The following is a 17728-nucleotide window of genomic DNA, read 5'->3' as shown; positions in this document are numbered from 1 at the left end:
GCCGTCCCGCGGGGCGAGCCCGGCGGGAGCGGGGCGAGCCCTCCGTACGGACTTGGTGCAGCTCAGTGCGTGCCCGGTTTCGCTGGGGCCCGGCCCCACCTTCCGCTCCACCGTGCGGCCGGACGTCATGCGCGGTGCATTCCCCCTCCCGCAGCCTTCAACGCACCGGTTGCGGGGCTCAGTCCTGGGCCGCTAGCCACGTACCTGCCTCACCTCTGATCCCAACGCTCCATGTACGAGACATCGAGTAGCCGTCGCATGGGGGGAGGGGGACAGCCGGGGTACGGACGTGACGCGGTGCGGGCCCCGGGGGCCGGCCGGAAGTCCTCGCCGGTGACTTCCGGAAATGAGGGCAGTCGGAACAGCACGTAGCGCTCACGCATCAGACATGAGGAGCCGTCATGACCACGTTCGTCATCACCGTCCCCGGTACTTTCGTCGTCGACGTCACGGAGAACTCCTGCGCATCCCTGAAGCACAAGCTGGGTGCGCAGCGCACGGGCTTGAGCGAGAGCGAAGGCCTCGACCTCCTCACCCTCAACAACAACGGCACATTCTCGGTACGACTCGAAGTGGATGCCGCAGACCGGTACGAGGCAGAACTGGACGCCTTGGGATTCGTGTCCACCGCCCTGCAGGAGACTGGTTTCGCGGAGAAGGACGCGCTCCTGGGAACGCCTGCCGTCACCGGGATCGACAGCGACATCTGATCTGCCTGCTCATCCGGGCAGCGGACCTCGCCCGGCAACAGCAGGGCCTCCTGCCGCGGACGCGGTCAGGCACCGGCCCCTGTCGGGAGTGTCCGTGCCTGATGGTGAGGGGTCCCGTGTTGCCGGGGGCATCCGAGCCCGTGCAGGGCAGCATGAGCCGGGTGAATTCTCCTGCGCAGCCAGAGCGGACGCCGGATGGCCGATACATCGTGGTCAAAGGGCGGCGATGGCGGGCGACCGACCCGAAGATTCCCGAGGACGTCGCCGCCGACCTGCGCCGTCACCTCATGGCAGCCCGGCGCGCCGTAGCGGCCTCGCGGAGGAACGAGGACACGGCAGCCGAGGGACGGGCGCGGCGCAGGGTGCACACGGCAAAGGTGGCGCTCGGCGAGCGGGGCACCCCTTGGTGGGAGCAGTCCGTCGCAGAGAGGCGCCGACGCTGGGAGGACGGCGCCGCCAGACTCGAGGACACGGAACAGCCGGGGGAGGGCCACACCACACCATAGGTGTTCCTCCGATGGCGAAGTCCGGTCCGGATGGAGCACGCAGAGGGGGGCGCCGGCTGAGCGGGGCCGGTACGAGCAAGCCACGGGGCTTCTGTCGCACCTCACGGTGCTTGCCCGGCCGGCCAGGGTGCGGCACGTCGCGGGCATGGACCGGTTCCGCCCAGGTGGCCCGTTCCCGTCTCTCGGCACGGTTCGCCAGGCCCAGAGGAAGGACGATCCTGGACCGTGCCTCTCTCCGACCGATGAGGTCTTCGTCGAGCCGCCACGGCATCATGACAGCAAAGCGATACCGGGCAAGGGGAGACATGACGAAGTTCATCGTGCACGACGATCCCGTCGGCCGCGCAGCCAGCAACCACATCGCTCACGCCGACCTGGCCCCGTTCGGGCTGGACGGAGAGGTGGAGCAGTTGTGGCTCAGGCCGCTCGGCGACGGCACATTCTCCATATCCTGCATCCCGTTCCGCACCTACGGTCTGGCTCTCGGCGACCGCGTACTGCTCTCTGTCGATGACGAGATCAGCGAGGTGGTCGAGACCTCGCGCCACCGAGTTCTGCGGATGCTTCTCATGCCCGGCCCGGAGCCGACACGACTGGTCGAGGCATCGGCCCGGATCAGGCGCGAGATAGACGCAGCCGGCCTGCTGAGCGAGTGGAGCGGCGACCGGCACGTCGCCGTGGATGTTCCGCCTCGCGCCGCACCCACTGAACTTTTCAAGGTCATGGAACGCGAGGCTGCTGAGGCAGGCGCGTTCTGGGAGTGGGCCGACGCCATGCCGTTCTCCTCCCGCAGCTGATCGTTCACACGATCTTGCGCCGGCACATCCCAGGTCAGCCACTCACCGCCACCGAAGCACCGCCACCGAACCACCGTCAGCGGGCGCGCGGATGATGCCGAATGCCCGACGGGACACCGGCACACGCGCGGGGCGATGGCGACCCCACGGGCGGTCAGGTCAGGGCATCGTCGGTCGGCGAAGGCACGGTGCACGGACGAAGAACCATGAGCGAACCCTCCAGGGTCGCCACCATGGCGAAGGGGAACCGGTCGAGCTCAAGACAGAGGGCGACGTCATCGGAATGGGCTCCTTGACGCACTCCCCCCGCCAAATCGGCGGCAGCGCGTGACTCCGCCGCGCGGCGGAGGAACTCAGCAGCGTCCGTTGCAGGCTTGGTGGCTCGCAGCGCGATGTACTGAGCACACGCCAGGTCTTCATCTGCTTGCCCGTCCTCGCCAGTGACCACGAAGGTGACACTGTCACTCTTGCGCGACCGCAGGAGCCGGGCCGTTGCCTCCGCCACCACGAAGCTGGCACACAGCACCAGCGGTGCTTCCTTGACTGCGAGGGCACCGACCGTGCCAGCCGTGGTCTTCTGCACAACGGTGCGTCCGTGAAGGTCGACAGACCGCAGCAGGCCGGGTGAGTTGACCAGGTCGAACTCAGGCGCGGGCGGACCGTCTTTGAGTGTCACCCAATCCGGATGACGAGCCTTGAGCGCCAGAGCCTCGTTCAGCGACTCAGCAAGAACGATCATCTCCGCCCCCCGGGAAAGGGCCCAGGCAGCGACGGTGAAGGCACGCATGACGTCGACGACGACCGCCACGGACGGGACTTGGGCCAACTCGGCGATGCCAAGGAAACGAGTGTCCATCTCCAACATGGTTGCGCATGCGCGACTCGAAGCGGTTCAAGAGTGATCAACGCCATACCGACGGCGTCGGAACGGGACACAGTCAGTTGTCCGTGTCGCGAAAAAGGGCAACTGCTGGATGACACCAGGGCTTTTCGTTTCGATCCAGACTTTGCAGTGCTGCTGCCGACGGCGGTCGACGGCCTGGATCACGGGAGGGAGGCCGGCGGTGCGCCCCTTGCCCTGGTTGCACGTAGTTCCGGCGCAACGCGCCCTGCCTGTCGATCTACTACTTCCCGTGACCGGCAGGACGTACGTAGCGCGCCTCGACGGCCGGGAGATGCGTGACACGGACGCCGTCTTCCAGCAGTTCTACGATGGACTGCGGCTGCCCGACTACTTCGGCTGGAACTGGAACGCCCTATCCGACTGTCTGGGCGATCTGAAGTGGCTGTCTGCGGACCACCATGTACTGATCATCGCGGCTGCGGACGAGGCACTGCCAGGCGATGCCTCCGGACAGAGGCTGCTCTTCAGGGCCCTGCTGCGGGCCGGACAGCGATGGTCCTGCACGCAGAAGCCTGAGGGCATCGAACTGGGCAGGCTCGTGGTGGTCATGTCGTGCGACGCCGCATCCGCCCTGTCCCTGAAGGACCAGCTGCGGTCATGTCTGGAACAGACGCCCTTGTCGTAGGGGTCGCCTTCAGCTTGCGGACCAAAAAAAGATGCCAGCGACGTGAAGTCCGGCCAGACAGATGGCCGCAGTCGGTGACCTTGCTGGTCCGCAAGGACTGGGAGGTGCGGCGGATGGGCGAGGATTCACAGGCCCCCCGATTGCGGCGGAAGGACCTCATCGGTTCTGCGCACCGGGCTTCTGAGTATGTGTCAGGCAACAGCAGCCGTCCTCATAAGCACCCGTTCTGTCGGGCATGCCTCGCCCGACTTGCCCTGCGGCCTCAGGGGCCGGGAGCCTGGGTCGTCAAGGTCGTGGCAGTGGAAGGGCGAAGTCGTGCTGATCGCGTCCGTCAGGTACCCGGCACAGTGCCCGGGCTGCGGCTCAGAAATAGAGGGCGTTGGCGTTCAGGCGCTCCGTCGGACGTAGCTTTCAGTCACCGCTGCTCCGTCTGCGGCGACGCCGTGTACGAGTGCGGACCCACTTCAGCCGCGGAGCCCTTGTGGCGCGCCGCGACAGCAGTCGCACCGTCATGTGGGTGCACCGTACCTGCTGAAGATGAAGACGACTGCTCGAAGGCCAGAGCGTATCCCTCCCACCCCACCCACCGAACGCGCGCCGCTTCAGGCCAGAGTTGTCGCCCACGGCAACGAGCCCGATCACAAGATCAGGACGACACCGGTCGGTGATCGGCCAGCCCGTAGGCTCGGTCCATGAACGATTCGATATGGGCGGGGGTGCGGCAGCGAGTGCACTCACTCGTGGCGGCTCCGGGCAGTGACCGCGTTTTCGGCGCGGTGGGGCACAAGTTCTTCCTCGAGGACTCTCTGACCCCGGTGGAACTGGCTGATCTTGAATGCCAGCTGGGTGTGTCGCTGCCCGAGAAGTATCGCGACTTCCTCCTCCAGGTCGGCGCCGGAGGCGCCGGGCCGTCTCACGGTGTGTATCCGGCACGCCTGCTTGAGGGGCGCTGGAGGTGGGAGGGCGACGGGGCCGAGCTCGCCGACCTCTCCCGACTGGCGGAACCATTTCCGCGTGAGGGTGCCGACCCCGAAGCTGTCCAGACGCTTCTGGCTGAGCGCCCCGAAGAGGACAGCTTCGAGGAGATCGAAGAGTTCGATGACGCTATCGAGGCATGGGACGAGCGCTGGGAAAAGCTGATGTGGTCCTCGGACCGCACTGTCGGCGCGATCGTCATCTCGACACTGGGTTGCGCGGCCCGCGAGTGGTTGATCGTCAGCGGGCCGGAACGGGGGCGAATCTGGTCCGACAACCGGGTGGATGACGAGGACTTGGCGCAGCTGCTCGATGACAAGGGTGCGCCGATGACCTTCGCGCGCTGGTATCTGACGTGGCTCGAGGAAGCCGAACGTCAGCTGGCGCCCGTCCCGGCCACCGACTGAGCTCCGGTTCCGACGGAGACCATGTCTCGCTTCCTTGCCCAGTTGTCGGGGCGGGGGCCCTTGCGGGTGAGTCGCCTGGCCGTGGGGGCGGGTGACGAGTGACCAGTTGACGTGGGCTTCCTGTTGACTGAACTAACTTCGGAGTTTTCCCAGTTCAGGGCCGGTATGGAGGATGCTGCTGCTAGCTTCCGGGCATGCCTGAGAACGAGGGGGCCGAGCGTGATCTGTCTGCTCTGGAGCTGCCGCAGTGGGGCCGCTTACGAGAGACCGATGATCCCTGGGATCCGTACCAGCTGATCGGCAAGGACGGGCGGGTCTGCGCGGAGGCCCAGGCGTTCTTCAAGGACCTCCAGGCCGCGGGCCGCGAAAACACGACCCTGCGCTCCTACGCGCTGGACCTGCTGCGCTGGCTGCGATTCCTCTGGGTACTCGACATCAGCTGGGATCGGGCGACCAGCGTCGAGGCGAGGGACTTCATGCGCTGGATGCTGCTGGCCGACAAGCCCGTACGCGTGCACTGGCGCCTCCAGCTCCGACCGCAGACGACAACACCGAAGGGGCCTGGCGCCGTGGTGAGGAGGCCGTCACCGGGCACACCGAATCCTGTGACGGGCAAGTCGTCGCCGGGCGTCAAGTACGCGGCGACGACGAGGGCTCACTGCGAAACGGTCATACGGACCTTCTACGACTTCCACCTCCGCGACGGCACCGGACCGATCATCAACCCGTTCCCGCCGGACCGCTCCCGCCAAGCCGTCCGGGCGAACGCCCACCACAATCCGATGGAGCAGTTCAAGCACGAGCGGACCGGCCGCTACCGGCCCAAGGTCCCGAAGCGGATCCCGCGACGGGTCCCGGACGAACTGTTCAACGCGATCTTCGCCGCGCTGAAGTACAACCGGGACCGCGCGAGGCTCGCCTTCTGGGTCTCCACGGGCGTACGCGCGGAAGAGCTACTGACCAGCACGAACCGCGACGCCCTGCCCGGCGAGCAGGTCATCGGCGTGATCCGCAAGGGAACTCGCGACTACCAGCGGGTGCCGGCCTCGCCGGACGCGTTCGTCTGGCTGAGGCTCGCCCAGGAGGAAGCCTGGCGCGTAGGGGTGCCCCAGGGACGCAACGCCCCGCTCTGGTGGACGCTCCGGCGCCCCTGGAGACCGCTGGAGTACCCGGCAGCCAGGGCGATGTTCATCCGTGTCCAGGAGCTCCTCGGGTCGAACTGGTCCCTGCACGACCTCCGCCACACGGCGACCTACCGCATGACCAGCGATCCCCTTGTCCGCCTCACCGACGTGCAGTGGGTCCTCGCCCACAAGCAGCTGACCACCCTTCAGATCTACCTCACCCCCGACTCCGACGAGATCGTCGGGCACATGCTGGCCCACCACGCCCGTCAGGAGAGGAAAGCCACCGAGCAGCCGCGACCACCGCTGCCCGCCCCCGGCTACGACCCCGCTTCGATGGACGTCCTGTTCGGAAGGCCCAAGGCGTGACCACCGTCGAGCACAGCCCGCCAGTACTGAAGACCGCAGAACGAGGGCGGATCAGGGAAGCACAGTCGGCGCTGAGAGAGAAGTTCCCCGCTCGGACGCCGTCCGCCTCCTGGTCGGCCACCTGTGCAACAACCCTGATGTTCGTCCAGGAGGTGTCCGTCCTCTGTGTGCTGTTCCGGTTGCTGGCCAGGGCTTTTCTCACTCGATCGTGTGACTGTGGCCCGGATGAGGTCTCTTCGGGATTCCTGAACCTGTTTCATCTTCAAGCGCAGTTGTTCGGCTGCATTGAAGTTGGGAAGGTGCAGGTTGACCCTGGCCGTTGTGCAGGATTTGCGGCAAGCCCGGGGTGTGCCGGGTCCGGAGGAGCTCGAGGATTTCGAGACTGATGTCTTGGCCGGATTCGTTCTGGCTCGTGCGTCGGCGGGGCTGACCGACGGGTCGATCCGGGGCGACGTCGGTCACCTGGAAAGGGTGCGGGACTGGTTTGGCCGGCCGCTGTGGGAGATGGAGCCGCCGGACGCCGACGCGTACTTCGGCAAGGTGATTCGTGACGCGACTCCCTCTCTCCGGGCTGGCCGAGCAGGAGCCGTGAGCGTGTTCTTCGACTTTCTGGACCTGCGGTACCGGGCCGAGCTTCATCAGCTGACCGGTCGATTGGTGGAATGCCCGCTTGACGAGATGAATCGCCCGCGCGCGACAGTTGCGCCGCAGCTGCGGATCCCACCGAACGGTGACGAGATCGAGCAGCTCTTTGCAGGGTGGCGTGAAGACCTGGCGAGCTGCCGCAAGTTCGCTCCGGCCGCGCGGAACTACGCCGTCGCACGCCTGTCTGCCGACGTCGGTCTTCGGATCAACGAGGCTCGGATGCTCGATCTTGACGACGTCCGCTGGGACCTGGGCAGGTTCGGAAAGCTGAACGTGCGCTTCGGCAAGGGCTCGCGGCGCTCCGGTCCCCGCCAGCGGATGGTGCCGCTGATCAACGGCGCGGACCGCAGCCTGCACTGGTACGTCGAAGACGTGTGGGGCCACTTCGGCGCAGACCACACCCTTCCCGGAGCGGCGCTGTTCCCCTCCGAACGGCGCACGGCGGTCTCCGGCCGGGCCGGTACCGAGGTATTCCGCACCTCGCTGGCCCAAGCCACCGCCCGCCACCTTCCGGCCTGGGCCGGGAAGCTTACTCCGCATGTTCTGAGGCACTTCTGTGCCTCCCAGCTCTACCTGACCGGGATGGATTTGGTCGCCGTCCAAGAGCTGTTGGGCCATAGCTGGATCGCCACGACGATGCGCTACATCCATCTGCACCGCACGCACATCGAAGACGCCTGGACGGCCGCCCACGAGCGTGCCGAGAACCGGTGGAAGGGACTGACCCGATGAAGTGGAACCTGAGGCTGGCCGCGGCCCACCGGGAAATCTGGAAGGCGAGCGAGTTGCAGCGGCTCCTCGCGGAGCACGGGCTTGTGATCAGCGCCGGGAAGATGTCCGGTCTGTGGTCGAGCACCCCAGCCAGCATCAAGCTCTCCGACCTCGAAGTGATCTGTGTGGCTCTGGGCTGCGAGATCGCCGAGATCATGACGCCCGAGCCGGAGAATGTCACCCGCACCACGAGCGAACGTTCACCCGCGACCAAGGCGGTCGGGCAGGCCGGGCCTCCAGCGGCGGTAGTGCCGCGTTCGCGTGGCGGCCGATCGCTGCCGCCGCGATGACCTGTCCGATCTGCTCGACGCCGTTGCCGGTCCGCACCGGGCTGGGGCGTCGGCGCGTCTACTGCTCGAACGCGTGCAAAAGTCGGGCCTATCGGCGAGGCCACGCAGGCCGAGCCCCGGCTGTGCTGAAGCGGCCCGAGCCGACGGGGGAGGGCGCGTTGGGCGTGGCCCGGAAGTACGCCGTCGGACTGGGCCAGGAACGCGGCTGGAGCGTCTACGTGCATCGCGATGTCCACCAAGCCCTTGGCCGGCTGCTGACCGGGCGGTCGGATGGCGATCGCGTCAGCCACGTCGAGTTGCGTCGACGGCTGTCCGGGACCGGATTGCCGATGCGCCACACCGCCGAGGTCCTCGCAGCCCTGGACCTTCTGCACGACGACCGGGCACCGGCCGCCAGAAACTGGATTGAGCGGCGCACCGCCGAGCTCCCCGACGGGTCCGCCTCGGATGTTCGCGGCTGGCTCTTGTGGCTGCTTGACGGCGACGCCCGCAGCCGCCCCCGGTCCCCGGGCACCTTGCACTCCTACTTCGGCAACGTTCGACCGATCGTGGAGCGATGGGCTGAGCACCGGTCGCAGCTGCGGGAGATCACGCGCGAGGACGTCACCAATGTGATCGCGGGCCTCCGTGGCAGCCAGTACACGTCCGTCCTCACGGCCCTGCGGTCCCTTTTCCTCTACGGCAAGAAGTACAAGCGCGTCTTCACCAATCCCATGCGAGGCATCCGCGTCGGCCGCCGCCCACCGGGCCCCGTCATGCCGATGACCGAGGACGAGATCGCCCACGTCCAGGCCACCGCCCAGACGCCGGCCGCCCGGCTCGCCGTCGCCCTGGCCGCCGTACACGCCGTCCGGGGCGAAGCGATTCGGACCTTGCAGATGGACGACCTGGACTTCCAGGAGAACCGCGTCACCCTTGACGGAAACGTGCAGCCGATGGCTTCCCTCACCCGCGCGGCCCTCCGGGCCTGGCTCGACGAACGGCACACCCGCTGGCCCCGGACCCTCAACCGTCATGTTCTGGTATCCCGGCAGACCGCACTCGGCACCGGCCCGGTCAGCGCGCACTTCCTCAGACACCAGCTCACGAAGCACGGTGTCAGCCTGGACCGCGTCCGCGCCGACCGCGTCCTGGGCGAAGCGCTGGCCACCGGAGCTGACCCTCTGCATCTGGCCGCGATCTTCGACATCTCCGAGACGACCGCCGTGAGGTACGCGGTTCTCGCCCGGCAGCTCCTCCAGGACGATGCGCTCGGGAACGAGCAGTGACCCGTCACCACCTGAACTGTCGGGCGACGGCAGATTGTCAGCGGCGAGGTTATGTACCGGCCGGGCCCACCATCATGGAGCCTTGGAGGAGTCCTGCCCGCCGGCCGCCGGGGCAGGATGGTTTCGTGTGGAGCTGACGATGGGGGGGCTTGACTGTGGGCATGGTTGATGAGGTGCTGCGGAGCGCGGGCGATGCTTGCGAGGGGCAGTTGCGGCGGTGGGTGGGATCGCTGCAGGGGCCCGCTGCTGAGGTGGCTGCCTATCAGTTCGGCTGGTCGGGAGAGGGCGTACGTCAGGGCGGTAAGTATGTGCGTGCTGCTCTGACTCTGGCGTGTGCGCGTGCGGTTGGAGGTGTGGAGGGGCGGGCGGTGCCGGCGGCAGCGGCGGTGGAGATGGTGCACAATCTGTCGCTTCTCTACGACGATGTTCTGGACGGTGACACGGTGCGGCGCCACCGTGCGGCCGCGTGGCAGGTGTTCGGCCAGTCGTCCGCCGCCCGGTCTGCGGACGCGATGATGCTGACCGCGTTCGACGTCCTGTCGGAGACCGACGACGGGCTGGACGGGCCGGTGGCTCGTGAGGCGTCGGCCGCCCTGGTGGACGTGCTGATCCAACTGGCGGTCGGCGAGGCCCTGGACCTGGTCTTCGAAGACCGGACGCAGGTGAGCTTGGCGGAGTGTCTGGAGATGGTCTCGGGCAAGACCGCCTCGCTGTTCGCCTGCGCTTGCCGGCTGGGTGCCCTCTACGGAGGCGCCGACCCGGCCGCCTCCGCCCAGTGGGCGCAGGCCGGACACGATCTCGGTATGGCCTTCCAGCTCGTGGACGACCTGCTCGGTATCTGGGGCGACCCGGCGGTGACCGGAAAGCCCGTCTTCAACGATTTGAAGAACCGCAAGATGTCGGTGCCCGTGGTTGCCGCGCTGACGTCCGCGACCCCGGCCGGCGACGAACTCGTCCGCCTCTACTCGCAGCCCGGGGGCGATACGGCTCACCTCGCCCGGCTGGTCGAGGAGGCGGGCGGCCGGGCCTGGACCAGCGACCGCGCCGCCCAGCACGCGACGGCCGCACGCGACCGGCTGCACCGCCTCACAGCCCTACCCTCAGCTCTCGAAGACCTCGAAGCGCTGTGCACGGTCGTGGTCAGACGCGTGCACTGACCTTCCACGGAGGCGGCCCGTCCATGATGTGAGCGCGGCCCTGCTCGAACAGCTCGGCGTCCACCTCCTTGAGCCTGCGCAGTTCCCCGGGCTGGTGCAGGGCGTGCACGGCCGCGGGAACCCCGGTGCCACCGGCAGCCTCCAGCAGGGCGTTCACGGCGATGCGGGCGGCCTGGTTCGCGCCTTCCATCGTCGCCAGGTTCACCGGGGAGCGCACGTAGTCCCCGGCCATGAACAGATTCACCGCGGCCGTCACCGCCTGCGGGCGCGCCTCCCACGAACCGGTGGTGTTGATCAGCAGTGGCTCGTCGTTGACGGCCGGCCCCGGCTCGTCCAGGTTCCGCACCGCCGGATCCAGCTCCCAGGAGTGCAGCAACCCCTCGTGCAGGCGGGTTCGACCAGCTCCGTTGAGCCCCTCGCACAGCTGCGCCCAGACCTCGGCTGCGATCTGCGCCCGGCTGCACTCGCGGGCCGGTCTGCCGTACAGGATGCCCGGGGTGTCCCAGGAGGAGATGTCCACCGACAGGCAGTCGGCCACCGTCCCGTCGCCGTAGGTGGCCAGGAAGTCGCAGTCCCAGAACTGGGCCTGGCTGATCGAGGTGAGCGCCCAGGGCGAGTCCAGGAACAGGACGTGGCCGTGGGTGACCGGCACTGGCTGAGTCAGGTAGAACTGCATGCCGACCATCCAGTCCGTGTGCAAGCCCGTCACGTTCTTGAGCTCGGCATCGGCCTCCGCCAGTCCGCGGTCCAGCAGCGCGCCGACGCGATGGACCGGCAGTGCGCAGACATACCAGTCAGCTTCCAGCTCCCGCCGTCGGCCGGCCGGACCGCGCAGTTGGGCCCCGGTGACACGGCGATCGCTCAGGGCCAGCCGCTCGACCGCCCAGCCGAGTTCCAGCCGCACCCCCAGGGAAGCCAGATGACGGATCCACGGGTCGATCCAGGCTGTGCTGGTGGGTCCGTTGAGCACCCGGTCCGCCGGCTGCAGTTCCTCGCCCCGGCCGAGGAACCCGAAACTGAAAGCCTCCAGGAACCCACCGACCGTATGCGCACTGCAGACCTCGGCCCGGGCCGCGACCACCGTGCGGGTCGCGCCCACCACACACGCCTTGATGTACTCCTCGGAGGCGCCCTCGGCCGCGGCGAAGTCCCACCACGAGGTCGACTCCCACTGGCCCAGCCGACGCTCGTCACTGCTCGTCATGTAGACGAGCATCCGGTTCGCGAAGTACAGCAGCTCCTCGCTCGTCAGCCCCCTGCCACCCGTCTCCAACCCGACAGAACGCAGGAACTCCATCGGAGTGCGAGTACTCGCAGCCGCGGACACGTCCGTGACCCGCTCACCCACCCGGCCCGAGCGCGCGGAGAGCATCTGGGTCGCCTCCCGCAGATTCCCCGCCACGCCTTCCGTGCTGCCGTCGACAGGGATACGGCGCAGAGTGTCCGGCAGACTTCGGTAGAAGCCGGGGAAGAACCGGAACCCGTGCTCACTGGGCAGGTCCAACCGCCCGCCTCGGCCGGTCCCCGCCACCCACGCACTGCGGGCCTTGCCACCCCAGCCGGCGGGCTCCACCACCGTCACCTCGAAGCCGCGCTCCGCCAGCTCCATCGCCGCCGTCAGCCCAGCCACACCACCACCCAGCACCGCGACTCGCCCGCCCCGCCCCACCGACACCACCACATCCCCTACTGGGGGCACTCAGCGAGGGCCCCCTTCCACCCCGTCACGAGAAGTAGATCATTAATCAGCTTTGCGTCAGAGATCGCGCCTTCGACGCTCAATACGGCCGGTGAGCGCTCCGAGCTGCCACACAGCGTGAACCCGGTCGGCCACTCACGGGACTACCGGGCCGTGCTCGCCGTGGCGGCCGTGAAGAAATAGACGAAGCCGCCCATGACGTTCGCTCCAGGGCGGGCGGTACAAGCACGCGGCGCGGGGGGCGCGGCGGTCGAGACGCTGATCGAGGAATGCCCGCTTCGGGAGTTGTGCCTACCGTTTGGAGAGCCGCGCCCCCAGAAACGCTGACGCAATGGAAAGCTGGGCTTGCCTCGCCTGCGCCATCAACACCGGCCACGCCGACGGGCGAAGCGCGGTCGGCCACATTCGCTCTGCAGGGTAGAAACGCTCAGGCCGACCCGGGGTCGGGGCTGGGCACGTGCGTGGGCCCGGACGCGGTCAAGCGGTCGCCCTGCTGATCTCCCGGTCGGCGAGCTGACGCAGTTCGCCCGTCAGCATCACCTGGACAGCCGCACGGACATCTTCCGCGTGGATGACGTTGCTGCTAATCCTTGTGGAGAGCACATCGGCGGCGTCCATCAGTTGTTCGATGAGAAGGGCGAGCAGGCCGGCGAGGACACTCCTGGCCGACGCGCTGAGAGTTACGGATTCGTCCGGGCTGAGTGCGCTCATGATTCGGTCGATGGCGCCCTCAAGGGCACCGTCCGGAGTGCTTGCCACGGGCTGCTGCACAGGCTGCGGCTCGGTCCGGGTAGCTGGTGCCCTCTCGAGCAGCCAAGCGGCCAACAAGCGGCGCAAGTCGTTGTCCGATCGGATCACGTCATCCACCTGGCGAGGCTGGATCTCCTTACCACCCGCCTCGTCGGCGTCCGCGTTCAACCGAAGGAGGTAGGCGCCATCCAAGATCTCCCCCATAACGCAGATGAGCCCCGCAGCCACCGCCCGGGACGCCTTGGGATGGAGCTGCTTCTTCGTGTGAGCGACGAACAGCTGTTCAGAAAGGATTGCCTCAGGCTGCTCCTTATGCGCAGCCGGGTCCGTCTTTCCGCCCTTTTTCTGACTCATCGGCACTCCTCCGCGTGTGGTTGCTCGCGCTTGCTGACGGTCGCTGTCGACCGGGCGACGCTTGCTGTCTCATCGTCGTCGTCTCATCGGCACAAGGCGCGCAGAATCCGAAGATGCCTACGAAATAGGCGCGGGGGAATGCCCCAGTCCCGCACCGGCGCCGACGGACACCACACCGTCGCGCGGCCGGTCGCGAGCCTTGCTGACCCATCCGACTTCGGACGTACCCGTGGTGCACTGGCGGGCGGAGATCTGCCGCAGTCTGCTTCTTGCGACTGCGTACAGAACCGGCCTCGCACCGTGAAGTGACCGGCCGGGTGCGGCGGACACCCGGCCGGCGTACAGAGAGCGTTTCTCTCTTGGAGGACGGTGTGGTTATTGCTCGGTGAAGTGCCACATTTGAGACGTGGTCGCTGAGTTGGGGTGGGGGAGCTCGCGCAGCGGTGCATAGTTGTCGTCCCCGTACAGGCCGGTGACAGCAACGTCCTCGTTCAGGAAGGGCGACAGAACCCACCGTGCGGGGCTTTCGTCGGTGGACCTGAGGATCCACCATTGGGACTTGTTCGTCGTGCACGCAGCCAGGTACACCGAGCCCCCTGACTCGCCGGCCCTGGCGTCGGCGCAGTTCCCGGTACGGGCGCTCTTCCAGTGGAAGATTCCGGAACGACCGTTCACCTGCTCGAACTGGAATGTCCGCGGGAAGGGATGGTCTTGCCGGTAGTAGACCTGAAGGAAGGTGCCAGCGTTGCCGACCGTGTCGTCAGGGACCAGATAGTTGGTGTGGGCGTCGTTGGTGATGACAACAGGCCCGGAGGGGACAGGGGCGGCGGTGGGTGCAGCTTGGGCGGACCCTGTCAGGGCTGCGACGGAAAAAATGGCGGCCGCGGCAGCGGCCCAGCGACGGATAGTCATACGGGCGATCTTGGCAGGCCAGATTTTTACCAAACCGCCTTTTCGGGAGAAGACCACCCGATCGAGGAGAGCCAGCTGATCCGGGGTGGACGGGTGCCGCTGTCCGGCTCAAAGCTTGGGCAGCACAACACGCCACCGACCGAAGCAGTGACCTTTGCCGGCCTTGGGGACCATTGGAACAGCCATTAGCGCTAAGCCGGTGATCTTGGTCCCTGGGCCGTCGCTCGCGCGTCACCGCTCTCAGTCCTCATCCCCCGCTGTCGTCTCGCTGACGAGCCGGAGGGCGGGGCGCGGCGGGGCGAACTCGCCGAGTTCTAGTGCTGCCTCGCGCCAGTTCGCGGCGAGCTGGAGCAGCCGTTCGCTGTCGTGGCGGTAGCCGGGCGGCGGGGTGTTCGGGACGGCCGGCCAAATGATGGTGGCGGCGAACCGGAGCCCGTGCATGGCGGCGGTCGCGTGAGCGTCGATGCTCCCGCCTTCCAGGCGCCGCAGCATGTCGAGCCGGGTGGCGGCGGCGAGGAGTTCGTCGTACACCTTCGCGTATTCCTGCGCGCGAACGGTGGCGAGGTCATCCACGTCGGGTGCCTGCGGCGTTCGGGTGGGGCTGGGCCTGGAGCCGTTCGCGCAGATCGATCTCTTCGGGGGTGAGCGGGTCCCCCGACCGGCGGATACGGACGGGCTTGGGCTGCAGCGGCAGGCCATCGTCCGCGGCGGCCTCGGCCTCGGCGAGCGCCCGGTACAGCGAGGCGACCGAGGGGGACTTGCCCGCGTTCTTCCCGACCTTGATGGTGAGCTTCTTCGCGATTTCCGGGACAGGGACGCCCTTGTCCTTCAGGGCGACGGCGAAGGTGAGCATGTCGTCGTCGATGACCTTCGGCCGCCCGCCGTGGTTGCCCTTGGATGCGGCGTTGACCTGGCCCTCCAGGGTCTTCTCCCGGATGTAGTTGCGCTCGATCTGCCCGGCGACGGCGAGCACGGCGAAGAACATCGCGCCCATGCCGTTGGGGTCGTAAATCCCGGTGAGCGGCCCGGTGAGGAGTTCGAGCTGGATGCCGCCGGCCTGGAGCTCGGCGGACAGCGTCATCAACTCGGCCGCGTTCCTGGCCAGACGCTTCAGCTCGTGCACCGTGAAGATGACCGGCGTCTCGGGTGCGGCTTCCTTGAACTGGCGGGCCAGCGCGAGCGCCTTCTCCAGCTCGGGCCGGACCTTGACCCTGGTGCTGATCTGCTCCTTGAACACCTTGTGGCACTCGGCCCGGTGAAGGGCTTCGAGTTGACTCGCGAGCTCCTGCCGGGCGGTCGACGTCCTCGCGTACCCGATTCGCACCGGCCGCTCGGTGCGGGGCGCGGGCACGATCGCGAGCGCGGGGCCCTGCTTCCACGCGCGGCCGGGAGTGCGGTCGGCGGGGACGGGGATCTCCAGTTCCTCGCGGAGGGCAGGAACGAGGACGAAGCGCGGGGTGTGGTACTTCGCGGCGGTCTTTCCGCCCCGGGTGCGGCAGGCGCTGCCGGCGGGCGCGTCACAGTTCGGGCAGTCGTGACGTTCTACCGCAAGTGCTGCCTGATCGGGCGTCAAATCCATGGAGGCAGTCTCTCAGAAATGCCTCGCACAACACGCCAGTTTCGAGAGGACTTTTGCGAACGGCGACCTGCGGAAACCTGATCACCCGGGGGCCGTTCTCGGAACTCGCACAGATGGTCATTCGTGAGAATTACGCAGTGTGTGGCTGTGGCCTGTGCTCGACCGAAGGAGAGCCGTGATCGTGGGAGGCGGTGTGGAAGGTGAAGCCGCCCGCGCCGATCACCTGCGCCGAGTGCTGGCACCCGATGTACGCGAAGACCTCCCGGGCGGGGATTCGGTTCTTCGCCCACGCCCCGCACGCCCCGGAGCGCGGCATCCCGGTGCCCGAGGGCGAGCTGGACGGGCAGACCGTCCGGTACGCCGAGGACGAACTGACGCTCTGGCGCGCGGCCTGGGAGAAGCAGGCTGTCCTGTGCCACCGGAGTTGGATCGTTTGCCATCGAAGTTGGACTAGTTGGGCGGTTGAGCCGAAGCACAGTAGGTGCCACCACGGCCACCTTGGTGGCACCTCAGCAGGAGCTGCGCGACTGCATCTGGTCAGAGGGTTACTGCCATCGCCCCGCAGGAGAAGCCGATGCCATAGGACAGCAGGAGGGCGCGGGTCGATGGCGGCAGCGTGCTCTCCTCCCGGGCCTTCGCCCAGGTGGCCAGGATGTTGGCCGGACCGAGGTTGCCGATGTCGGCGCACGGGTTGGGGGCGATGTCCATGCCGAATCCACAGACCTTCATGACGAGCTGCAGCGTGCGGGTGTTCGGCTGATGCGCGAACACCACGTCCACGTCGTCGACGGTCCAGCCGGCCTGGTCGAGGACTGTGGTCACGACCTGGGGGATGACGTGCTGACCGGTGCGGAGCAGTGCGAAGCCGTCCATGGTGTAGAAGCCGGTGCGCACGTCGAAGCCGGTTTCTGACGGGCGGCTGTCGTGGACGGGCATGGTTCCCATGGCCCAGTCCTGGGGGTGGGACTGCCAGTGGCTGCCGCGAAGCTCCAGCGGCGTGCCGCACGTCGCGTCGCGGGCGAGCACGACGGCGGCGGCTCCCGCTCCGAAGATGCCAGCCAGGCTCAGGTCCTGGGGGTCGGTGAGGTTGACGACATCCTGACCGGCCACGACGATCGCACGCTCGCAGCGGCCGGCCTCCAGCATCGTGACCGCCGTTTCCAAAGCGGGGATGACCTCCGTGCACGAGCCGTCCACGCTCATGAGCTTCGCGCAGGAGATCTCGCAGCGTTCGGCCAGAAGAACGGCCTGCGAGGGGAGCAGGTGCCCGGGGATGCCGCACTGGACGAAGATCAGCATCGTCTCACTGCCGATCTCCTGCGGGCTCGTACCCGCGTCCGCACATGCCTTGCCGACAGCCTCCGCTGCCAGCGAGAACAACGTCTCACCGTCTGCATACACGCGCTGCTGCCGGGTCCCGGTACGCCGGACGAACCAGTTCGGCTCCAGGCCATGCGAGACAGCCAACTCGGTGTTGTTGACCACCTGCGAACCCAGGGCATAGCCCGTGCCAGCAAGTCCGACAGCCATGATGAAACCTCCTGCAACCAGGGCACCCGCGCTGCCCATAAACTTGAAGCCAAAGATCATCATCAAGGCTGGCCATCAGCGAGGGTCCACAGATGGCGCCTGACCACTCGGACGGAGTACCACACGGCAGGTGGTCATCCCGAGGTTGAGCCGGTTGAGAACCACGGGGTACGGAGCTTCGATCGCTGGCGGCAGAAGGCTGCCGCTGCCCCAAGGGCTGTCGGTACCGATGTCCACGCTGAGTCCGGCGCAAAGGCCGATTGAGCTGAACCGGGTTTCGTAGCGGCCCTGAAGCCGGGCATGATTGATCCGGCAGATGGGAAGCACAGGTCTGATGCCTGCACCCCGGAAGTATC

17 protein-coding genes are annotated in these 17728 nt (G+C 67.5%); 10 read left to right on the top strand and 7 right to left on the bottom strand.

Features of this window, described 5'->3' with window-relative positions; all coding sequences use genetic code 11:
- Positions 1 to 401 precede the first annotated feature (401 nt).
- From ABZ441_RS03255 to ABZ441_RS03245, 3 genes are all read left to right on the top strand, one after another.
- Entirely contained in the window at positions 402 to 710 is a 309-nt protein-coding gene (locus ABZ441_RS03255) for a hypothetical protein (RefSeq protein WP_358967616.1), read from the top strand.
- Positions 711 to 862: 152 nt separating this feature from the next.
- On the top strand, positions 863 to 1216 hold the full coding sequence (locus ABZ441_RS03250; RefSeq protein ID WP_358967613.1) for a hypothetical protein: 354 nt from the start codon (positions 863 to 865) through the stop codon (positions 1214 to 1216).
- Positions 1217 to 1521: 305 nt separating this feature from the next.
- Positions 1522 to 2013, top strand: a complete 492-nt coding sequence (locus tag ABZ441_RS03245) for a DUF4265 domain-containing protein (protein ID WP_358967610.1) — start codon at positions 1522 to 1524, stop codon at positions 2011 to 2013.
- A gap of 154 nt (positions 2014 to 2167) precedes the next feature.
- On the opposite strand, the gene ABZ441_RS03240 is transcribed toward ABZ441_RS03245, so the two are convergent.
- The gene (locus ABZ441_RS03240; protein ID WP_358967607.1) at positions 2168 to 2869 is read right to left on the bottom strand and encodes a 2-phosphosulfolactate phosphatase; all 702 of its coding nucleotides are present in this window, start codon (positions 2867 to 2869) and stop codon (positions 2168 to 2170) included.
- 277 nt (positions 2870 to 3146) lie between these two features.
- Between ABZ441_RS03240 and ABZ441_RS03235 the strand changes: the two genes are divergently transcribed.
- The 7 genes from ABZ441_RS03235 to ABZ441_RS03205 all read left to right on the top strand — a co-directional run bounded on the left by ABZ441_RS03235 (position 3147) and on the right by ABZ441_RS03205 (position 10548).
- Positions 3147 to 3542, top strand: coding sequence for a barstar family protein (locus ABZ441_RS03235; protein ID WP_358967604.1), 396 nt, complete (start codon positions 3147 to 3149; stop codon positions 3540 to 3542).
- 692 nt (positions 3543 to 4234) lie between these two features.
- Positions 4235 to 4924: an SMI1/KNR4 family protein gene (locus ABZ441_RS03230; RefSeq protein ID WP_358967601.1), complete on the top strand. Its 690-nt coding sequence runs from the start codon at positions 4235 to 4237 to the stop codon at positions 4922 to 4924.
- Between the two features lie 194 nt (positions 4925 to 5118).
- Positions 5119 to 6417, top strand: a complete 1299-nt coding sequence (locus ABZ441_RS03225; protein WP_358967598.1) for a site-specific integrase — start codon at positions 5119 to 5121, stop codon at positions 6415 to 6417.
- Positions 6418 to 6723: 306 nt separating this feature from the next.
- Positions 6724 to 7794 carry a site-specific integrase gene (locus tag ABZ441_RS03220; RefSeq protein WP_358967593.1) on the top strand — a complete coding sequence of 357 codons (1071 nt, stop codon included), beginning with the start codon at positions 6724 to 6726 and terminating at the stop codon, positions 7792 to 7794.
- On the top strand, positions 7791 to 8123 hold the full coding sequence (locus ABZ441_RS03215; protein WP_358967590.1) for a helix-turn-helix transcriptional regulator: 333 nt from the start codon (positions 7791 to 7793) through the stop codon (positions 8121 to 8123). The genes ABZ441_RS03220 and ABZ441_RS03215 overlap by 4 nt, the downstream gene beginning before the upstream one ends.
- A gap of 164 nt (positions 8124 to 8287) precedes the next feature.
- A complete protein-coding gene (locus ABZ441_RS03210; protein WP_358967587.1) occupies positions 8288 to 9391 on the top strand; it encodes a hypothetical protein in 1104 nt (367 codons plus the stop codon).
- Between the two features lie 161 nt (positions 9392 to 9552).
- Positions 9553 to 10548 (top strand): polyprenyl synthetase family protein, encoded by a 996-nt coding sequence (locus ABZ441_RS03205; RefSeq protein ID WP_358967584.1) that lies wholly within the window; start codon positions 9553 to 9555, stop codon positions 10546 to 10548.
- Here ABZ441_RS03205 and ABZ441_RS03200 read toward each other — a convergent pair.
- From ABZ441_RS03200 to ABZ441_RS03175, 6 genes are all read right to left on the bottom strand, one after another.
- Positions 10532 to 12247 carry an FAD-dependent oxidoreductase gene (locus tag ABZ441_RS03200; RefSeq protein ID WP_358967581.1) on the bottom strand — a complete coding sequence of 572 codons (1716 nt, stop codon included), beginning with the start codon at positions 12245 to 12247 and terminating at the stop codon, positions 10532 to 10534. The genes ABZ441_RS03205 and ABZ441_RS03200 overlap by 17 nt on opposite strands.
- A 477-nt stretch (positions 12248 to 12724) precedes the next feature.
- Entirely contained in the window at positions 12725 to 13351 is a 627-nt protein-coding gene (locus ABZ441_RS03195) for a hypothetical protein (RefSeq protein ID WP_358967578.1), read from the bottom strand.
- A gap of 375 nt (positions 13352 to 13726) precedes the next feature.
- Entirely contained in the window at positions 13727 to 14263 is a 537-nt protein-coding gene (locus ABZ441_RS03190) for a hypothetical protein (protein WP_358967575.1), read from the bottom strand.
- A gap of 240 nt (positions 14264 to 14503) precedes the next feature.
- Positions 14504 to 14836 (bottom strand): hypothetical protein, encoded by a 333-nt coding sequence (locus ABZ441_RS03185; protein ID WP_358967573.1) that lies wholly within the window; start codon positions 14834 to 14836, stop codon positions 14504 to 14506.
- On the bottom strand, positions 14829 to 15842 hold the full coding sequence (locus ABZ441_RS03180) for a recombinase family protein (protein ID WP_358967570.1): 1014 nt from the start codon (positions 15840 to 15842) through the stop codon (positions 14829 to 14831). The genes ABZ441_RS03185 and ABZ441_RS03180 overlap by 8 nt, the downstream gene beginning before the upstream one ends.
- 537 nt (positions 15843 to 16379) lie before the next feature.
- Positions 16380 to 17372 (bottom strand): 3-oxoacyl-[acyl-carrier-protein] synthase III C-terminal domain-containing protein, encoded by a 993-nt coding sequence (locus ABZ441_RS03175; protein ID WP_358967567.1) that lies wholly within the window; start codon positions 17370 to 17372, stop codon positions 16380 to 16382.
- Between the last annotated feature and the right edge of the window lie 356 nt (positions 17373 to 17728).

Source organism: Streptomyces sp. NPDC005752 (assembly GCF_040630715.1).
Classification (GTDB): domain Bacteria; phylum Actinomycetota; class Actinomycetes; order Streptomycetales; family Streptomycetaceae; genus Streptomyces.
This window is presented reverse-complemented; position numbering and strand designations above follow the sequence as displayed.

What these genes read in the sequence shown, in the direction of transcription:
- ABZ441_RS03180 (WP_358967570.1), bottom strand. Translation starts at nt 15,842, where the DNA reads ATGGATTTGACGCCCGATCAGGCAGCACTTGCGGTAGAACGTCACGAC.
- ABZ441_RS03215 (WP_358967590.1), top strand. Translation starts at nt 7,791, where the DNA reads ATGAAGTGGAACCTGAGGCTGGCCGCGGCCCACCGGGAAATCTGGAAG.
- ABZ441_RS03190 (WP_358967575.1), bottom strand. Translation starts at nt 14,263, where the DNA reads ATGACTATCCGTCGCTGGGCCGCTGCCGCGGCCGCCATTTTTTCCGTC.
- ABZ441_RS03230 (WP_358967601.1), top strand. Translation starts at nt 4,235, where the DNA reads ATGAACGATTCGATATGGGCGGGGGTGCGGCAGCGAGTGCACTCACTC.
- ABZ441_RS03175 (WP_358967567.1), bottom strand. Translation starts at nt 17,372, where the DNA reads ATGGCTGTCGGACTTGCTGGCACGGGCTATGCCCTGGGTTCGCAGGTG.
- ABZ441_RS03225 (WP_358967598.1), top strand. Translation starts at nt 5,119, where the DNA reads ATGCCTGAGAACGAGGGGGCCGAGCGTGATCTGTCTGCTCTGGAGCTG.
- ABZ441_RS03250 (WP_358967613.1), top strand. Translation starts at nt 863, where the DNA reads ATGAGCCGGGTGAATTCTCCTGCGCAGCCAGAGCGGACGCCGGATGGC.
- ABZ441_RS03245 (WP_358967610.1), top strand. Translation starts at nt 1,522, where the DNA reads ATGACGAAGTTCATCGTGCACGACGATCCCGTCGGCCGCGCAGCCAGC.
- ABZ441_RS03255 (WP_358967616.1), top strand. Translation starts at nt 402, where the DNA reads ATGACCACGTTCGTCATCACCGTCCCCGGTACTTTCGTCGTCGACGTC.
- ABZ441_RS03205 (WP_358967584.1), top strand. Translation starts at nt 9,553, where the DNA reads ATGGTTGATGAGGTGCTGCGGAGCGCGGGCGATGCTTGCGAGGGGCAG.
- ABZ441_RS03195 (WP_358967578.1), bottom strand. Translation starts at nt 13,351, where the DNA reads ATGAGTCAGAAAAAGGGCGGAAAGACGGACCCGGCTGCGCATAAGGAG.
- ABZ441_RS03240 (WP_358967607.1), bottom strand. Translation starts at nt 2,869, where the DNA reads ATGGACACTCGTTTCCTTGGCATCGCCGAGTTGGCCCAAGTCCCGTCC.